The sequence below is a fragment of the Mesorhizobium sp. M0184 genome (assembly GCF_040322215.1).
Lineage (GTDB): Bacteria > Pseudomonadota > Alphaproteobacteria > Rhizobiales > Rhizobiaceae > Mesorhizobium.
The window spans coordinates 24,251-39,217 of record NZ_JAMYSZ010000044.1 but is presented as its reverse complement, the minus strand read 5'-3'; the positions used below and the strand labels follow the sequence as shown (position 1 = coordinate 39,217).

The following is a 14,967-nucleotide window of genomic DNA, read 5'->3' as shown; positions in this document are numbered from 1 at the left end:
CACAAGGTGTCCACCTATTTTGGTGGACACCTCATGCATCAGAGCACTCAACAGCAAAAGGTGCGGGGAAATTCGCGCTTACGTTTAAGGGGTGATTTTCGTCCAAACGGTTCGAATGGGCGGTCGTCCGCCAGCAACTTCTCCTTGCTAAGTAATCCGGCATCCTCGAAGGCCTCGCGCCAGTTCGAGGCGCATTCATATCCCCCTCCGCAGCAGCACGCGCAAGCATCGTCACAAGCCCCGAGCCGCTTCGCGTTCGGCGCTGTACAATTTCCGACAATGTCGGATACGCAACGTAGCAGAGTCAGATCTACCAGACTGCGTATAAATGGTTTTCTCATTTGGCACGGTACATGCACGATCATCCGCAAACATTGACCGACCAAAGAAGACGTCGCATGATCACCTCACCAAAACATACCGCCGCCGCGGAACAAATCACTTCGCCCCGAACCTTGCTTATCGTCCATCCCGTCACCACAACCGGAGCCATCCGCTTCGTCTTCGACGGCGGCACCGCGCAGGACTCTGCTGGCAAGGAGGGACTGGCCAATTTGATGACCGGCCTGTTCGACGAGGGCGCCGGCGATCTCGACAGCGATGCCTTCCAGGTGACGGTTGACCATGCCGGGGCCGAGATGAGCTTCGACGCGCAGCGCGACGGCATTTATGGCTAGATGCGCATGCTGTCCGAACGGAAGGACGCCGCCTTCGATCTGCTCAGGCTCGCGGCTAACAGCCCCCGCTTCGACCAGGAGCCGGTCGACCGTATCCGCGCCAACATTCTCGCCAGCATCATCGCCAATGAGCGCGACCCCCACGCGATCGCCGAGCTTGCATGGCGGCGCAGAATCTACGGCACGCATCCTTATTCGAGGCCGGCCGAGGGGCACCAAGGAGAGACTCGCCGGCATAACGCCGGCCGATCTAGGCACCCTCCACAAGGCCGCTTTCGCCCGTGACGGGCTGCACGTCGCGGTCGTCGGCGACATTGATGCCAAAGGCCTGAGTGAAAGGCTCCACGAGGTGGTCGGCGATTTGCCTCAGAAGCAGGCGATCGCCCCGGTGGCCGATGTCGCCCCGAGCTCGGCCGGCGTAATTGGTCGCCTACGACCCGCCGCAGACTTCGCTGCAACTGGTTTTTCCCGGCATCGGACGCAGCGACCCGGAATTCTAAGCCGCACAGCTGATAAGCAAAATACTCAGAGGCTTGCCATTTACCTCGCGTCTGTTCCAGGAAGTGCGCGAAAAGCGCGGCCTTGCTTACGGTATCCATTCCAGCCTGAAAGACCACCAGCATTCCAATGCGCTTGTCGTGACCACGGCGACGCGCGCCGACAGGGCGGCCGAGACGCTCGGGCTGATACGCCACGTGATCAGGGAGTTGGCGGAAACAGGGCCGACAGAGGCCGAGCTAAAAGCGAGCAAGAAATATCTGATCGGCACCTATGCTACCAACAATCTGGATTCCTCCAGTTCGATTGCAGCCACGCTTGTCGGGTCTTGGCATCGGCTACACCAGTGCCGCGCCGCCCTCATCGATCGACCAAGTCGAGGCAGCGGCGAAGAAGCTGCTTTCGGCCGAACCCGCCATTATGGTGGTCGGCCCGCACGTGGACGCCAAAGGATGGGCCCGGGCTCCAATTTCGCCATTCTTCTCCCCTTGTGAGGCTTTTACTGGGAGAGATCGAGCCCAAAGGGAGATTCCGATGTCTGAAGCGAGTCAGGAAAAGTTGGACGCATTCTTGGGGAAAATGGTCGGCGATCTCGGTGCGATCGCTACGGGCGCGGGAGTCTTGCTGGGCGACAGACTCGGCCTGTTCAAGGCATTGCGCGAAGGCGGCAAGATGACGGCCGCCGAACTTTCGACACGCACCGGTACCCAGGAGCGCCTTGTAAGGGAATGGCTTTCCGGGCAGGCGGCGGCGGGCTACGTCGACTACGATGAAGCCAACGACCAGTTCTATCTCAACGCCGAGCAGGAGCTGGTGTTCGCCGATGAAAATAGCCCGGCCTTCATGGCTGGCGCATTCGAGTTCCTATCCGCGCTGTGGCTCGATGAAGAAAAGGTGAGGCAAGCGTTCCAGTCCGGCAAGGGGGTTGCATGGCACGATCATAGCGCGTGTCTGTTTCGCGGCACGGAGCGGTTCTTCCGTCCAGGCTATAATGCCAATCTGATCGACTCCTGGCTGCCGGCCCTGGAGGGCGTAGTCGAGAAGCTCGAACGCGGCGTGGAGGTCGCGGATGTCGGATGCGGTCATGGCGCATCGACGGTGCTCATGGCACGTGCTTTCCCCAATTCGCGCTTCGTCGGCTTCGATTATCACGCCCCTTCGATCGAGCGCGCCCGCAAGGCCGCCGAGGAAGCCGGCGTCGGCGCCAACACGCGCTTCGAGGTCGCGGCCGCCAAGACCTATCCCGGCACCTATGACCTCGTCGCTTTTTTCGATTGCCTTCACGACATGGGCGACCCGGCGGGCGCCGCCACCCATGTCCACGGGTCGCTCAAGCCGGATGGCACGTGGATGATCGTCGAGCCGTTCGCGCATAATCATCTAGCGGCGAACCTCAATCCCGTCGGACGCGTTTACTATGCCGCTTCCACGTTCGTGTGCACGCCCGCATCCCTGTCGCAGGAAGTCGGGCTCGGGCTTGGCGCCCAGGCCGGCGAGGCGAGGCTACGCAAGGTGGTGACCGGCGGCGGCTTCAAGCGATTCCGTCGCGCCACGGAGACGCCGTTCAACATGGTGCTGGAGGCCCGTCCCTAGCGCGGCCGTCGCTAGAAATTGCAGCTCATCGCTTTATGGTGAAGATCTCGTCAAAATCAGAACTCACAGTTATCGACAAATTTTCAGAGGCGTCACTCCCCCTGACATCAGATTGGAGTTGTTAGAAGCCAACAGTAGTTGAAGGCACACGCAGCCAAGCTCGTCGCCTAGACTAGTTCGGTGCTCTCAGAGAAGCCAACCGTACTCCGCTCAAACGCGCAGTCTCTCCACCTGAACTTGGGCGACTTCGGCGGCGTCGGCGACAAACGCGAAAAGCGCCAGGAGCGGCACTGCGACCAATGGCGCTTTCATAAACCTCGAAGGCGCTTTCAATCCTGGCGATGCGTTCCGTCAGTGTCATCTGAATAGACTGATGCTAATCACAGCTTCACGCAGCCTTGCGACGCAACGCCGTTTGGTGTCCCAACCATTGGTGAATTTCGGCGGCGATGCGCTCGGTATGTGCGGTGACTTCGGGAATTCCCATCAATTCGCCGACGCTGCCGCGCGCCAACGGTCCGCTGACGAAGATATTGTCGGTCGGGCGTGCTTTCCCCAATTCGCGCTTCGTCGGCTTCGATTATCACGCCCCTTCGATCGAGCGCGCCCGCAAGGCCGCCGAGGAAGCCGGCGTCGGCGCCAACACGCGCTTCGAGGTCGCGGCCGCCAAGACCTATCCCGGCACCTATGACCTCGTCGCTTTTTTCGATTGCCTTCACGACATGGGCGACCCGGCGGGCGCCGCCACCCATGTCCACGGGTCGCTCAAGCCGGATGGCACGTGGATGATCGTCGAGCCGTTCGCGCATAATCATCTAGCGGCGAACCTCAATCCCGTCGGACGCGTTTACTATGCCGCTTCCACGTTCGTGTGCACGCCCGCATCCCTGTCGCAGGAAGTCGGGCTCGGGCTTGGCGCCCAGGCCGGCGAGGCGAGGCTACGCAAGGTGGTGACCGGCGGCGGCTTCAAGCGATTCCGTCGCGCCACGGAGACGCCGTTCAACATGGTGCTGGAGGCCCGTCCCTAGCGCGGCCGTCGCTAGAAATTGCAGCTCATCGCTTTATGGTGAAGATCTCGTCAAAATCAGAACTCACAGTTATCGACAAATTTTCAGAGGCGTCACTCCCCCTGACATCAGATTGGAGTTGTTAGAAGCCAACAGTAGTTGAAGGCACACGCAGCCAAGCTCGTCGCCTAGACTAGTTCGGTGCTCTCAGAGAAGCCAACCGTACTCCGCTCAAACGCGCAGTCTCTCCACCTGAACTTGGGCGACTTCGGCGGCGTCGGCGACAAACGCGAAAAGCGCCAGGAGCGGCACTGCGACCAATGGCGCTTTCATAAACCTCGAAGGCGCTTTCAATCCTGGCGATGCGTTCCGTCAGTGTCATCTGAATAGACTGATGCTAATCACAGCTTCACGCAGCCTTGCGACGCAACGCCGTTTGGTGTCCCAACCATTGGTGAATTTCGGCGGCGATGCGCTCGGTATGTGCGGTGACTTCGGGAATTCCCATCAATTCGCCGACGCTGCCGCGCGCCAACGGTCCGCTGACGAAGATATTGTCGGTCGGGCGCCCGGATGCACCGACTGCACGGCCTTGGCTGTCGGTCTCCAAGCCGAGACCAATCGAGTCAAGCCGGACCAAGCCCAACTGTCCGAGCGCGGCAATCGCCGTGTTGGTCCTGAAGAGATCGGCATGTGCCGGACCTGTCGTCACGATCACTCTATCGAAAGCCTCGACAACGAAGCTGCGTTCGCCACGCAGCCGCTGGGCAATGCGAATGCGCCCGTCGACCACCTCGGCGTCGGCAATCGATGCCGCGCGATAGGCAAGCTTGCCCTCGGCGACGCGTCGATCGAGCACGTCCGCAACTTGCGGCGCGAGGCGGAAGCGATGCACGTCCCAGAGCGCACGAAGATTGCGCGCCACACGTCGCTGCTCGGCCAGCGGCAAGGCCTGCCAGATGGTTTGTCCCTGACGTCGGACGGCATCGAGCACCGGATGCCAGTCTTCGCCCCGACGCTTGGCATCACGGATCGTTACCCGAATGCGCCTGAATAGTGCCGTTGCGCTGCGTGAAGGAAGGGTCGTGAAATCACCAATTGGATCGGCCAGCATCGCGGCTTGGCTGCGCGAGCGATAGCCGTGGCGTGACAGCGCGACGATGTGGCCACGATGCCCCTTGCGGTCGAGCGTCGCAATCACGTCCGCCGACGTCAGTCCGGTGCCAACGACCAGGACACGGTCGTCGCGGCCGATCGCTTCCAGCCTCTCGAGATCATAGGGATTGGCCACCAGCCCGGCTGTGCCAGCCACGGACTTCAGGGGCATCGGCAAAGCCGGCGGCGGATGCGTCGTCGCAATCACCACGGCGTCGGCAGCGAGCGTCCCGCCATCAGCGAGGATCAGACGGTAGCCCTCGCCCGTGCGCTCGACCGATGCGACGGCGGACCTGACATGGCGGATCGTTTTGCTGAGAAGGAAGGGCCGGAGATGAGATTCGACATAGCCGCCGAAAACACGGCGCTGCGGGTAGATCGCGCCGTTGGCGGCAATAGCCTCGACATCCCCCACAATAGCGCTGCTCTGCTGCAGCCAGTCGGCGAAGTGGCTATCCTGGCCGGAGATCAGCGTCATCCTCGAGGCCGGCACATTGATGCGGTGTGAAGGATCGGCCGTGGAATAAGCCAGACCATAGCCGAGCCCCTCGCGAGGCTCGACGACCACGATATCGGATGCACCGGCCGGGAGCAGCCGCGCCAGATGAAACGCAGTCGCCGCACCTGAAAAGCCGCCGCCGACAATCGCTATGATCGGTTCGCTGGCGCTCAAGACTGGCTCGCGCGCAGCGACGACGGGCGATGGTCGCCGGCCACCGTTTCGCCGAAGGGGCCCATGTTAACCGCCGTCGGCCGCGTCGAGATTTCGTGATCGAGCGGCAACAGCGGCAGCACCAGTTCGCCGAAGCGATAGGCTTCCTCCAGATGCGGATAGCCGGACAGGATGAAGGTATCGATGCCGATGCGCCGGTATTCGTCGATGCGCTCCGCCACCGTCGCCGCATCGCCGACCAGAGCGGTGCCGGCGCCGCCGCGCACCAGGCCGACACCGGCCCACAGATTCGGACTGATTTCGAGTTTGTCGCGACGGCCGCCATGCAGCCGGCTCATGCGCGACTGGCCGACGGAATCCATGCGCGCGAAAACCTTCTGCGCCTCGGCGATCGTCTTGTCGTCCAGGCGGCTGATCAGGCGGTCGGCATCGGCCCAGGCTTCGTCATTGGTTTCGCGAACGATGACATGCAGCCTGATGCCGAAACTCACCTGGCGTCCGGCCTTCTCGGCAAGGCCGCGCACATGGTCGACCTTGGCGGCGACGTCAGCCGGCGGTTCGCCCCAGGTGAGGTATTTGTCGATCTGCTCGGCGGCGACCGCATTGGCCGCCTCCGACGAGCCACCGAAATACAGCGGCGGATGCGGGGTCTGCACAGGCGGGAACAGCAGCCTTCCGTCCTCGATGCGGAAGTGCTTGCCTTCGAAGGCAATGGTCTCGCCGCTGAGCACGGCCTTGTAGATATCGAGAAAATCCCGCGTCACCTCATAGCGCTCGTCATGGCTGAGGAAGATGCCGTCGCCCTTGTTCTCGACCGGGTCACCGCCGGTGACCACGTTGATAAGCAGGCGCCCGCCGGAAATGCGGTCGAGCGTCGAGGTCATCCGCGCGGCAAGCGTCGGCGATTGCAGGCCCGGCCGCACCGCAACGAGGAAGCGGAGCCGCTGCGTCAACGGCGCCAGCGCCGACGCCACGACCCAGCTGTCCTCGCAGCTTCGGCCGGTCGGCAGCAGCGCGCCGTAATAGCCGATGGCGTCGGCGGCCTTGGCGACCTGGGTCAGATAGGGCAGGTCGACCGCCCTGCCCCCCTCGGAGGTGCCGAGATAGCGGCTGTCGCCATGGGTCGGGAGAAACCACAGGACCTTGATCCTGTCGGGGATGGCAGTGCTCATGAACAGTCCTTTGTGACTTTACGGCGTTCTCGCTCAGCTCCAGGCGTGGAGCGGCGGATTGACGTCGTTCAGGTAATAGTTGCCGAGGATCGCGTATTTCCAGCGCACCGGATCGTGCAGCGTGTGGGTTCGGGCGTTGCGCCAGTGCCGGTCGAGATTGTGCTCGGCCAGTGTGGATCGCGTGCCGGCGAGTTCGAACAGTTTGTTGGTGGCGTTGATGGCGATCTCGGTGGTGAGGATCTTGGATTCGGCAACCGCGATCTGCGCTTCCGCGACGGTCTTATCGTTCGGATCGGCCACGGCGCGGTCGACCGCCAGCCCTGCCTTGTCCAGAACGGCCTGCGCCGCATTGGCCCGCAGGCGAAGGTCACCGACGGCCTGGATAGTGTAGGGATCCTGCCAGGCATGATCGACGCCGCTGTCGATCCACGCGCGCGACTTGGTGCGCACGAAGCTGACGGTTTCGTCGATCGCCGCGTTGGCGATGCCGAGATCGACAGCAGCCTGGATGATCTGGAAGATGGCGCCGTCGGCCGTCGCCCGGTCATAGCCCTTGTAGCCGGGGACGAGATGCGTCTTCGGCACTTTCACATTGTCGAGCAGGACTGTGCCGGACAGCGTCGTCTTCTGGCCGAAGCTCGACCAGTCGTCGATGACCGTCAGTCCGGGCGCGCCGCGATCGGCGATGGCATACCAGGCCCGGCCCTCGTCATCGAGCGCCACGATCGGCACCAGATGGGCGAGCAGCGCGCCGCTTGAATAGAATTTCTGGCCATTGACCACGACGTGGTCGCCAGCGTCGACGAATTTGGTCTCAAAATCGGCCGCCCGCTTGGAGCCGAATTCCGAGAACGCGTTGCCGAACCGCGTGCCGGACAGAACTTCGGCGAAGAGCAACTGCTTCTGGGCCTCGTCAGAGACGGTGCGGATGGCGGCGACGACGCCGAGATGGTTCTGCGGAATCTGGCCGAGCGACGGATCGGCCGCCGAGATGATGGTGATCACCTTCGACAGCGTCACATAGGAGAGTTCCGGTCCGCCATAGGCCTTCGGCACGTTGATCGACCACAGGCCGCTCTGCGAAAACGCATCGAGCTCTTCCTTCGGCCAGATGCGCTCGCGGTCCCGCCTGGAGGCGTCCTTGGCGAAGTCTGCGGCCAGTTTTTCCGCCACAGCGATCGCCTCGGCATCGGTCTTGATGACATGCGCTCTGGCCGACGGACGCTCGACCGGAGGGACGGCGCTGCGAGTATCGGACGGCTGCTTCGATTGGATGGTCATGCTGCGGTCTCCTGGGGAAAATGTTGCGATGGAAGCGGCGTGCCGCCGAGATAGTAGGTCTTGATGTCGTCGCGCTGGCGCAGGTCGGCGGCCGACCCTTCCAGCACGCTCTTTCCGTTTTCGAGCACGGTGGCGCGGTCGGCATATTTCAGCGCCACTGCCGAATTCTGCTCGGCGACAAGGATCGAAAGATCTTCGTCCCGATTGAGCCGCTTCAAAGCGCTAAAAATCTCGTCGACGATCAGCGGCGCCAGCCCCATCGAAGGCTCGTCCAGCACGAACAGTTTCGGCCGCGACATCAGACCGCGGCCGATCGCCGTCATCTGCTGCTCGCCGCCGGAGGTGAGGCCGGACCGGGTTCGCCGCTTCTCGGCGAGCCTGGGGAAAAGCGCATAGACGCGGTCGAGGTCGGCCTTGACGCCGGTGCGGGAGGACGAACGCCCGAGCGCGCCGGTCAGAAGGTTCTCCTCGACCGTCAGCGAGCGGAAGCAGTGTCGGCCCTCGAGGACCTGGACCAGACCCTTGCGGACGAGGTGAGAGGGGCTTGCCCTGGAGACATCCTCGCCGTCGAAAGTGATCCGGCCAGCGGTAACGGTGCCGCGCTCGGCCGGGAGGAGATTGGATATGGCGCGTAGCAGCGTCGTCTTGCCGGCGCCGTTGGAGCCGAGCAGTGCGACGATCTCGCCTTTACCGACCGACAGGTCGACACCGTGCAGGGCGGCGATGGCGCCGTTGTAGACGGCCTCCACGCGACTTACCGACAGGATCGGATTTTCCGGGCTGGACATCGATGACTCCGCAATAGGCAGGAAATCGCAGCCGGCCCGTGGGCCGGCCGCGAGTTGTTGGACTTCAGTTGCTGACCACTGCTTCGGCGTCTTCGGCCGTGCGGATCTTGATGCCCTTTTCCTTGGCATAGGCCTCGGACGACTTCTCGATGATCGGACGCAGCAGCTTCCAGTCGGGCGCAATCCAGTCGGAGACGACGTTCCACTTCTTGCCGTCCCACTGCTGGAAGGTCACGTAGCCGTCACCTTCGTGATTGTCCCAGGAGACGTTGATCGAGTGGAACAGGTCCTTGGCGCCCAGCGCCTCGACGCGTGCCGGATCGAGCTTGAGATGCTCGAAGCCCCAGCGGACTTCGTCGCCGGTGAGCGTGCGGTTGCCGAACTTGGTCTGCGCGATGCGGACCGCCTCGACATTGAGGATGCCGTTGACGATGCCGAGATTGTGGTAGACCGAGCCGATACGGCTCTTTTCCTCGAGATTGCCTTTGCCGGCGCCGTAGACCGTTTTGACGATCTCCTGGACCACCGGATACTGCTCGCCTGACGCCTGGGTGGTGATGGCCGTATAGCCCTTGGCGGCATCGCCCGCGGGGATCACATCCTCTTCCGAATTCGACCAGACATTGCCGACGATGTGATCGGCCGGGAAGCCGGTCTTCTGCGCGGTCTTGAGCGCAACCGGGTTCATCACGCCCCAGCCGCGCAGCACCACATAGTCGGGATGCTCGCGACGGATCGTCAGCCACTGCGCCTGCTGCTCGTTGCCTGGATGCGGAACCTCGATCTGCGACAGCTCGAAGCCGTATTTCTGCGACAGCAGCTCATAGATCGGAATCGTCTCCTTGCCATAGGGCGAGCCGTGATAGAGCACGACGATCTTCTTGCCCTTGAGCTTGTCGAGGCCACCTTCCTTGGAGGCGATATAGTTCACGATGCCCGAGGTCTCGCTGTACGGATTGAGCAGCAGCGGGAAGACGTAAGGGAACACGCGTCCGTCCGTGGTGTCGGTGCGGCCGTGGTTGATGGTGATCAGCGGCACCTTGTCATCGGTGATGCGGTCGATCATGGCATAGGCGATGCCGACCGAAAGCGGGTTCCAGGCGGCGATGCCGGGATTGCTCTTCAATCGTTCATAGACCTCGACGCCCTTCTCGACCTCATACTGCGTCTCGCCCTCGCTCCAGGTCAGCTTGACGCCGTTGACGCCGCCGTCGCGGATGTTGATCAGGTTGAGATAGTCGATGAAGCCGCCGAAGAAGCCGGTGCCGCCGGCGGCATAAGGGCCGACGCGGTAGCTCTGCAGGGGAAAATACTGCTCGTCGGCGTGGACCGCCGTCGCGCCGAGGACGAAGGCCGTGGCGATCGCCGCTTTCTTGAGGTGACTGAAGAAGGTCATGGATTGCGTCTCCTGAGGTTGTGGTCCGTGAGAGGATGTCGAGCGGCGCTCAGCTGGACCTTGAGCCGATCCGTCGTTTCAGGCGGTCGAAGAGGGCCGACAGCCCGTTCGGTTCCGCGATGAGGAAGATGATGATGAGCGCGCCGAGCACGATGCGCTGGCTCATGTCGAGAACACCCGAATCGAACAGTCCGCCAAACAGGAAGGCGCCAAGCCGCGACAGGATGAGCGGAAAGACGACGATGAACGCCGCTCCCAGAAAGGCGCCGCGTATCGAGGCCAGCCCGCCGATGATGATGATGAACAGGATCTGGAACGAGCGGTCGAGATTGAAGCCGGCCGGCTCGACGGTGCGCAGATAGGTGAAGGCCCACAGCACCCCGGCGACGCCGATGATGAAGGACGAGATGGCGAACGCGAGCAGCTTGGTCTTCAGCACAGGGACGCCGATCACCCGCGCGGCGGTTTCGTTGTCGCGCACGGCGATGAAATTGCGGCCGGTCGCGCTGTTGACCAGGCGCCAGACGAGCGCCGTGAGCACGATGACCGTGGTCACCGAGAGCAGGTAGCGGCCCGTCGCCCTGTCGAGCGAGAAGCCCGCAACGGCAAGGTGCGGCGCCGAGATTACCCCGGAAGGGTTGTCGTTGGAGAACCAGCCGAACTTGGTCAGCGCCCACTGCACGAAGAACTGGGCGGCGAGCGTCGAGACGGCGAGATAGAAGCCGCGCAGGCGCAGGCTCGGCAATCCGAACACGACGCCGATGCCGGCGGCCGAAATCCCGGCCAGGATCATGGTCGCAGCCAGCGGCAGTCCTTCGACCCGAAGGTTGAAATTGTAGGCGGCGAAAGCGCCGACCGCCATGAAGGCGGAGGAGCCCAGCGAAAGCTGGCCGCAATAGCCGGTCAAAAGGTTGAGGCCGACCGCCGCCAGGCTGAGCGCAAGGAACGGCAGCAGGATCGCCTCGACGAGATAGCTCGACGCATAGGCGGGGATCAGGCCGTAGGCCACGGCAATCAGGGCGACGGGCAGAGCTAACCTCTGCCAGTCGATGGGAAGCCTTGCGGCATCGAGCGCTTGCACGGCCATCGGTCAGACCCTTTCGACAGTCTTCTGGCCAAACAGGCCGGAGGGGCGCACCAGCAGGACGACCAGCGCCAGCGCATAGGCGAACCAGCCTTCGATGCCGCCACCGACAAAGGGTCCGAGGTAGACCTCGGCGAGCTTCTCGCTGGCGCCGATGATGAGGCCGCCGACGATGGCGCCGAGGATGGAATCGAAGCCGCCAAGCACCAATACCGGCAGCGCCTTCAGCACGATCAGCGACAGCGAGAACTGGACGCCGAGGCGCGCGCCCCACAAAAGTCCCGCGACCAGTGCCACGAACCCCGCGGCCGTCCACACCGTCCCCCAGATCCGGGGCAGCCGCAGCCCGACGGCGAGCGCCGCGAACTGGTCGTCTGCGACGGCGCGAAATGCCAGCCCGATCCGGGTCCAATAGAAGAATGCGCTCAAGCCGGCGACCATCGCCGCGGCAATGCCTGCAGCAAGAAGATCGAACGACGATATCAGGATGCCGCCGACCTCGAACGGCGTGTCGTCGATGCCGAGATCGAGCCCGTGCACCTGCGTGCCCCACACCAACTGGGCAGCGCCTTCAATGATGTAAGACAGGCCAAGCGTGGCCATGAACAGCGTCATCGGCGAGCGATTGACCAGCGGCCTCAGCACAGTTCGCTCGATGGTGAAGCCCAGCGCAACCATGACCGCGAGGGTAATGAGCAGCGAAAGCGCAAACGGGATGCCGCGTTCGACAAGGCTGACAAAGGTGAGTGCGGCGAACAGCACCATCGACCCTTGCGCGAAGTTCAGCACGCCCGACGTCTTGTAGATCAGCACGAAACCGATGGCGACGAGCGAATACATGACGCCTGAGAGCAAGCCACCGACCAGCACCTCGATGACGAAGAGGAAATCATAGTAGCTCATCAGATGCCCTCGCCATGTTCGCCTTCGGCGGTGCCGATATAGGCCCGGATCACCGCCGGATTGGCCCTGACCTCGGCCGGTGTCCCGTCGGCGATCTTGCGGCCGTAGTCGAGCACGGCGACGCGGTCGGAGAGCCCCATGACCACGCCGATGTCGTGTTCGATGAGGATGATGGTGACGTCGTGCCGGTCGCGCGCTGCGCGCACGAAACCGGCCATCTCGGCCTTCTCGGTCGCCGTCATGCCGGCCATCGGCTCGTCGAGCAGCAGGATCTTCGGCTCGGCGACAAGCGCGCGCGCCAGTTCGACCCGCTTCTGCAGGCCGTAGGGCAGCGTTGCGACCAGGCGATCGGCGACGGCCTCGAGATGCAGGAAGGCGATTGTCTGGTCGACCTTTTCAGCGATCGCGGCATCTTCGCGCCGGGCGCGCGGTAGACCGGCGATATGTTCGACGAAGCTGGCGCGCCGGGTGTGGACGCGGCTCGACGCGATGTTGTCGCTCACTGAAAGCCCACCGAACAGTGCCAGGTTCTGGAAGGTGCGCGCGACGCCGAGCCGTGCCAGACGGCTTGCCGACACCCGGGAGAAGGACTGGCCATCGATCGCGATCTTGCCCTGATCGGCGTGATAGAGGCCGCTGATGATGTTGATCAGCGAGGATTTGCCGGCGCCATTGGGACCGATCACCGCGCGGATCTCGCGGCTTTTGACCTCGAGGTCGACATCCCGCAATGCCATGACGCCACCAAAAGAAATGCTGATCCCGCCCAGCGCCAGGATCGCATCAGCCTTTGGCGACAGGCGCGCCGGGCGCGTGTCCTCGACGGGACCAGCACCAGCAAGAATCCCGGAGATTTCGGGCGCGCGCTCGTATGCGGCGGCTCCCAGCGAAGCACCAATCATGAAACGTCCCTGATTTTGAAGGCGTGCGGGCGGCGGCCTGGAGGCCGCGCGTGTCCTATTCCGCGGCGACGAGCTCCCTGTCGCGCGCCGCTTCCAGTTCGCGCACCAGAGGGATGACGCGCTTGCCGAAGAACTCCACCTCTTCCTGGAAATGCAGGAAGCCGAGCAGTATCAGATCCGCGCCGGCATCCTTCAGCTTGAGGATGCGTTCGGCAATCTGTTCCGGCGTGCCGATGAGATTGCTGCGGAAGCCGTCATTGTATTGGACAAGATCCTCGAACGAGGATTTCGCCCAGTTACCCTCGCCTTCCGGCGAGGCCTTGCCGGCGTTCTTGACCTGATCGGCGAAACCCTGCACCGCCTCCGGATTGGCCTTGGCGATGATCTCGTCGAGCACGGTGCGCGCTTCTGCCTCGGTTTCGCGAGCGATGGCAAAGGCGTTGACGCCGATCTTGACCTTGTGGCCATTGGCCTTCGCCTTGGTCTTGATGTCGTCAACCTGCTTCTTGATCTCTTCCGGCGTGTTGCCGTTGGTGAAATACCAGTCGGAAACCCGCGCAGCCATGTCGCGCGCCGCGCGTGATGAGCCGCCCTGGAAGATCTCCGGCTGCGGATCGATCGGCTTCGGCTTCATCGAGTAGTTGGTAAAGCGATAGAAGTCGCCCTTCAGAGTGAAATTGTCCTCGGTCCAGATGCCGCGCAGCGCACGGATGAATTCCTCCGAACGGCGATAGCGCTCGTCATGGTCGAGCCACAGCTCGCCGATGGCGGCGAACTCACCGCGGAACCACCCGCTGACGACATTGACGGCGACACGGCCATTGGTCAGGTGGTTGATGGTGGCTATCTGCTTGGCCGCCAGCGCTGGATTCCATGGGCCGGGCAGGATCGCCGCGATGACTTTCAGCGTTGTGGTCGCCGCAAGCAAGGCATGGCTGAACGATACGGATTCGTGCTGGTTGTCGGCGCCATAGCCGGCCGTGAAGCGTATTTGGCTCAGCGCGTAGTCGAAGCCGTTGGCCTCGGCGATCTGGGCAAGCTTGCGGTTATAGTCGATGTCCCAGCCGGTCCGCTGCTCGATGTTGGAGATGACCAGGCCGCCCGAGACGTTCGGGACCCAGTAGGCGAATTTCACGTCGTCGGAATTCGAGGTCATTTCGTTCGTTTCCCCTTTTGATTGGCTTCAACCGACGCGCGTGGCGACGGCAGTGTTTGCATCACTGGAATTAAGCAAGGAAATCGCTTCGGTAGCGGCCCGTGAGATGCGCTCGATAATCGCCGCGCCGACGATCTTGGCATCGACGAAATCGTCGGGCGCGCCGTAGACGCCGGTCGGGACCGTGACGGCCCCGAAAAAACCGAACAATGGCCGGAGCTGATGTTCGAGAACCAGGCCATGGTATGGACTTCCGCCTGTCGCCGCGAGAAGCACGGTCTTGCCGGCCAGCGCGCGATAGTCGACGAGGTCAAACAGGTGCTTGAGGGCGCCGGTGTAGGAAGCCCGATAGACAGGCGTTCCGACCACGAGCAGGTCGGCCTTCTCTACACGCTGGATGATCGCTTCGCCGGACGCGCCGAGCGCGCCACGGGACAGCCCGGCGAAAAGCGAAGGCGCCGCCTCGGTGATTTCGATCAGGCCGGTGTCCGCCGGGGTGCGCTGCGCGATCGCCTTGACCAGTGCGCTCACCACCGCAGTCGTGCGCGATGGCGTGCTTACGCCACCCGATATGCCGAGAACCGAAATTCTTGCCACTTCGTCGATCTCCTGTTCCACCAAGGGGATGGCCGCTTACCAAGTCGGGATCGGACGATATTCGACGAAATCTATAGAGATAAGG

Annotated in this window: 14 protein-coding genes and 1 pseudogene; 5 read left to right on the top strand and 10 right to left on the bottom strand. The window is 62.9% G+C overall.

What is annotated here, in order from left to right; genetic code table 11:
- The first annotated feature begins 398 nt into the window (after positions 1 to 398).
- The 5 genes and pseudogenes from NKJ23_RS31330 to NKJ23_RS31310 form a co-directional block, all read left to right on the top strand.
- A complete protein-coding gene (locus NKJ23_RS31330) occupies positions 399 to 677 on the top strand; it encodes a hypothetical protein (RefSeq protein WP_352496371.1) in 279 nt (92 codons plus the stop codon).
- 6 nt (positions 678 to 683) lie between these two features.
- On the top strand, positions 684 to 962 hold the full coding sequence (locus NKJ23_RS31325) for a hypothetical protein (protein WP_352496372.1): 279 nt from the start codon (positions 684 to 686) through the stop codon (positions 960 to 962).
- Positions 963 to 1,240: 278 nt separating this feature from the next.
- Positions 1,241 to 1,669: an insulinase family protein gene (locus NKJ23_RS31320; protein ID WP_352452599.1), complete on the top strand. Its 429-nt coding sequence runs from the start codon at positions 1,241 to 1,243 to the stop codon at positions 1,667 to 1,669.
- Between the two features lie 40 nt (positions 1,670 to 1,709).
- The gene (locus tag NKJ23_RS31315) at positions 1,710 to 2,768 is read left to right on the top strand and encodes a class I SAM-dependent methyltransferase (protein ID WP_352684528.1); all 1,059 of its coding nucleotides are present in this window, start codon (positions 1,710 to 1,712) and stop codon (positions 2,766 to 2,768) included.
- A 539-nt stretch (positions 2,769 to 3,307) separates the two neighbouring features.
- Positions 3,308 to 3,796, top strand: a pseudogene (locus NKJ23_RS31310) (class I SAM-dependent methyltransferase); the annotation flags it as partial.
- A 388-nt stretch (positions 3,797 to 4,184) separates the two neighbouring features.
- Here NKJ23_RS31310 and NKJ23_RS31305 read toward each other — a convergent pair.
- The 10 genes from NKJ23_RS31305 to msuE form a co-directional block, all read right to left on the bottom strand.
- Positions 4,185 to 5,603 (bottom strand): FAD/NAD(P)-binding protein, encoded by a 1,419-nt coding sequence (locus tag NKJ23_RS31305; RefSeq protein ID WP_352496332.1) that lies wholly within the window; start codon positions 5,601 to 5,603, stop codon positions 4,185 to 4,187.
- Positions 5,600 to 6,775 carry an FMNH2-dependent alkanesulfonate monooxygenase gene (gene ssuD / locus NKJ23_RS31300; protein WP_352496333.1) on the bottom strand — a complete coding sequence of 392 codons (1,176 nt, stop codon included), beginning with the start codon at positions 6,773 to 6,775 and terminating at the stop codon, positions 5,600 to 5,602. The genes NKJ23_RS31305 and ssuD overlap by 4 nt, the downstream gene beginning before the upstream one ends.
- Before the next feature lie 33 nt (positions 6,776 to 6,808).
- Positions 6,809 to 8,056: an SfnB family sulfur acquisition oxidoreductase gene (locus NKJ23_RS31295; protein WP_352457045.1), complete on the bottom strand. Its 1,248-nt coding sequence runs from the start codon at positions 8,054 to 8,056 to the stop codon at positions 6,809 to 6,811.
- On the bottom strand, positions 8,053 to 8,844 hold the full coding sequence (locus NKJ23_RS31290) for an ABC transporter ATP-binding protein (protein WP_352457044.1): 792 nt from the start codon (positions 8,842 to 8,844) through the stop codon (positions 8,053 to 8,055). Before NKJ23_RS31290 ends, NKJ23_RS31295 begins: the two co-directional genes overlap by 4 nt.
- A 64-nt stretch (positions 8,845 to 8,908) precedes the next feature.
- Positions 8,909 to 10,240, bottom strand: a complete 1,332-nt coding sequence (locus tag NKJ23_RS31285; protein WP_023722897.1) for an ABC transporter substrate-binding protein — start codon at positions 10,238 to 10,240, stop codon at positions 8,909 to 8,911.
- A gap of 49 nt (positions 10,241 to 10,289) precedes the next feature.
- A complete protein-coding gene (locus tag NKJ23_RS31280; RefSeq protein ID WP_352496334.1) occupies positions 10,290 to 11,327 on the bottom strand; it encodes a branched-chain amino acid ABC transporter permease in 1,038 nt (345 codons plus the stop codon).
- Between the two features lie 3 nt (positions 11,328 to 11,330).
- Positions 11,331 to 12,227, bottom strand: a complete 897-nt coding sequence (locus NKJ23_RS31275) for a branched-chain amino acid ABC transporter permease (protein WP_023722895.1) — start codon at positions 12,225 to 12,227, stop codon at positions 11,331 to 11,333.
- Positions 12,227 to 13,129 carry an ABC transporter ATP-binding protein gene (locus tag NKJ23_RS31270; RefSeq protein ID WP_352496335.1) on the bottom strand — a complete coding sequence of 301 codons (903 nt, stop codon included), beginning with the start codon at positions 13,127 to 13,129 and terminating at the stop codon, positions 12,227 to 12,229. Before NKJ23_RS31270 ends, NKJ23_RS31275 begins: the two co-directional genes overlap by 1 nt.
- Before the next feature lie 55 nt (positions 13,130 to 13,184).
- The gene (gene sfnG / locus NKJ23_RS31265) at positions 13,185 to 14,285 is read right to left on the bottom strand and encodes a dimethylsulfone monooxygenase SfnG (protein ID WP_352496336.1); all 1,101 of its coding nucleotides are present in this window, start codon (positions 14,283 to 14,285) and stop codon (positions 13,185 to 13,187) included.
- A gap of 27 nt (positions 14,286 to 14,312) precedes the next feature.
- A complete protein-coding gene (gene msuE, locus NKJ23_RS31260; RefSeq protein WP_352684525.1) occupies positions 14,313 to 14,882 on the bottom strand; it encodes an FMN reductase in 570 nt (189 codons plus the stop codon).
- Positions 14,883 to 14,967: the final 85 nt, after the last annotated feature.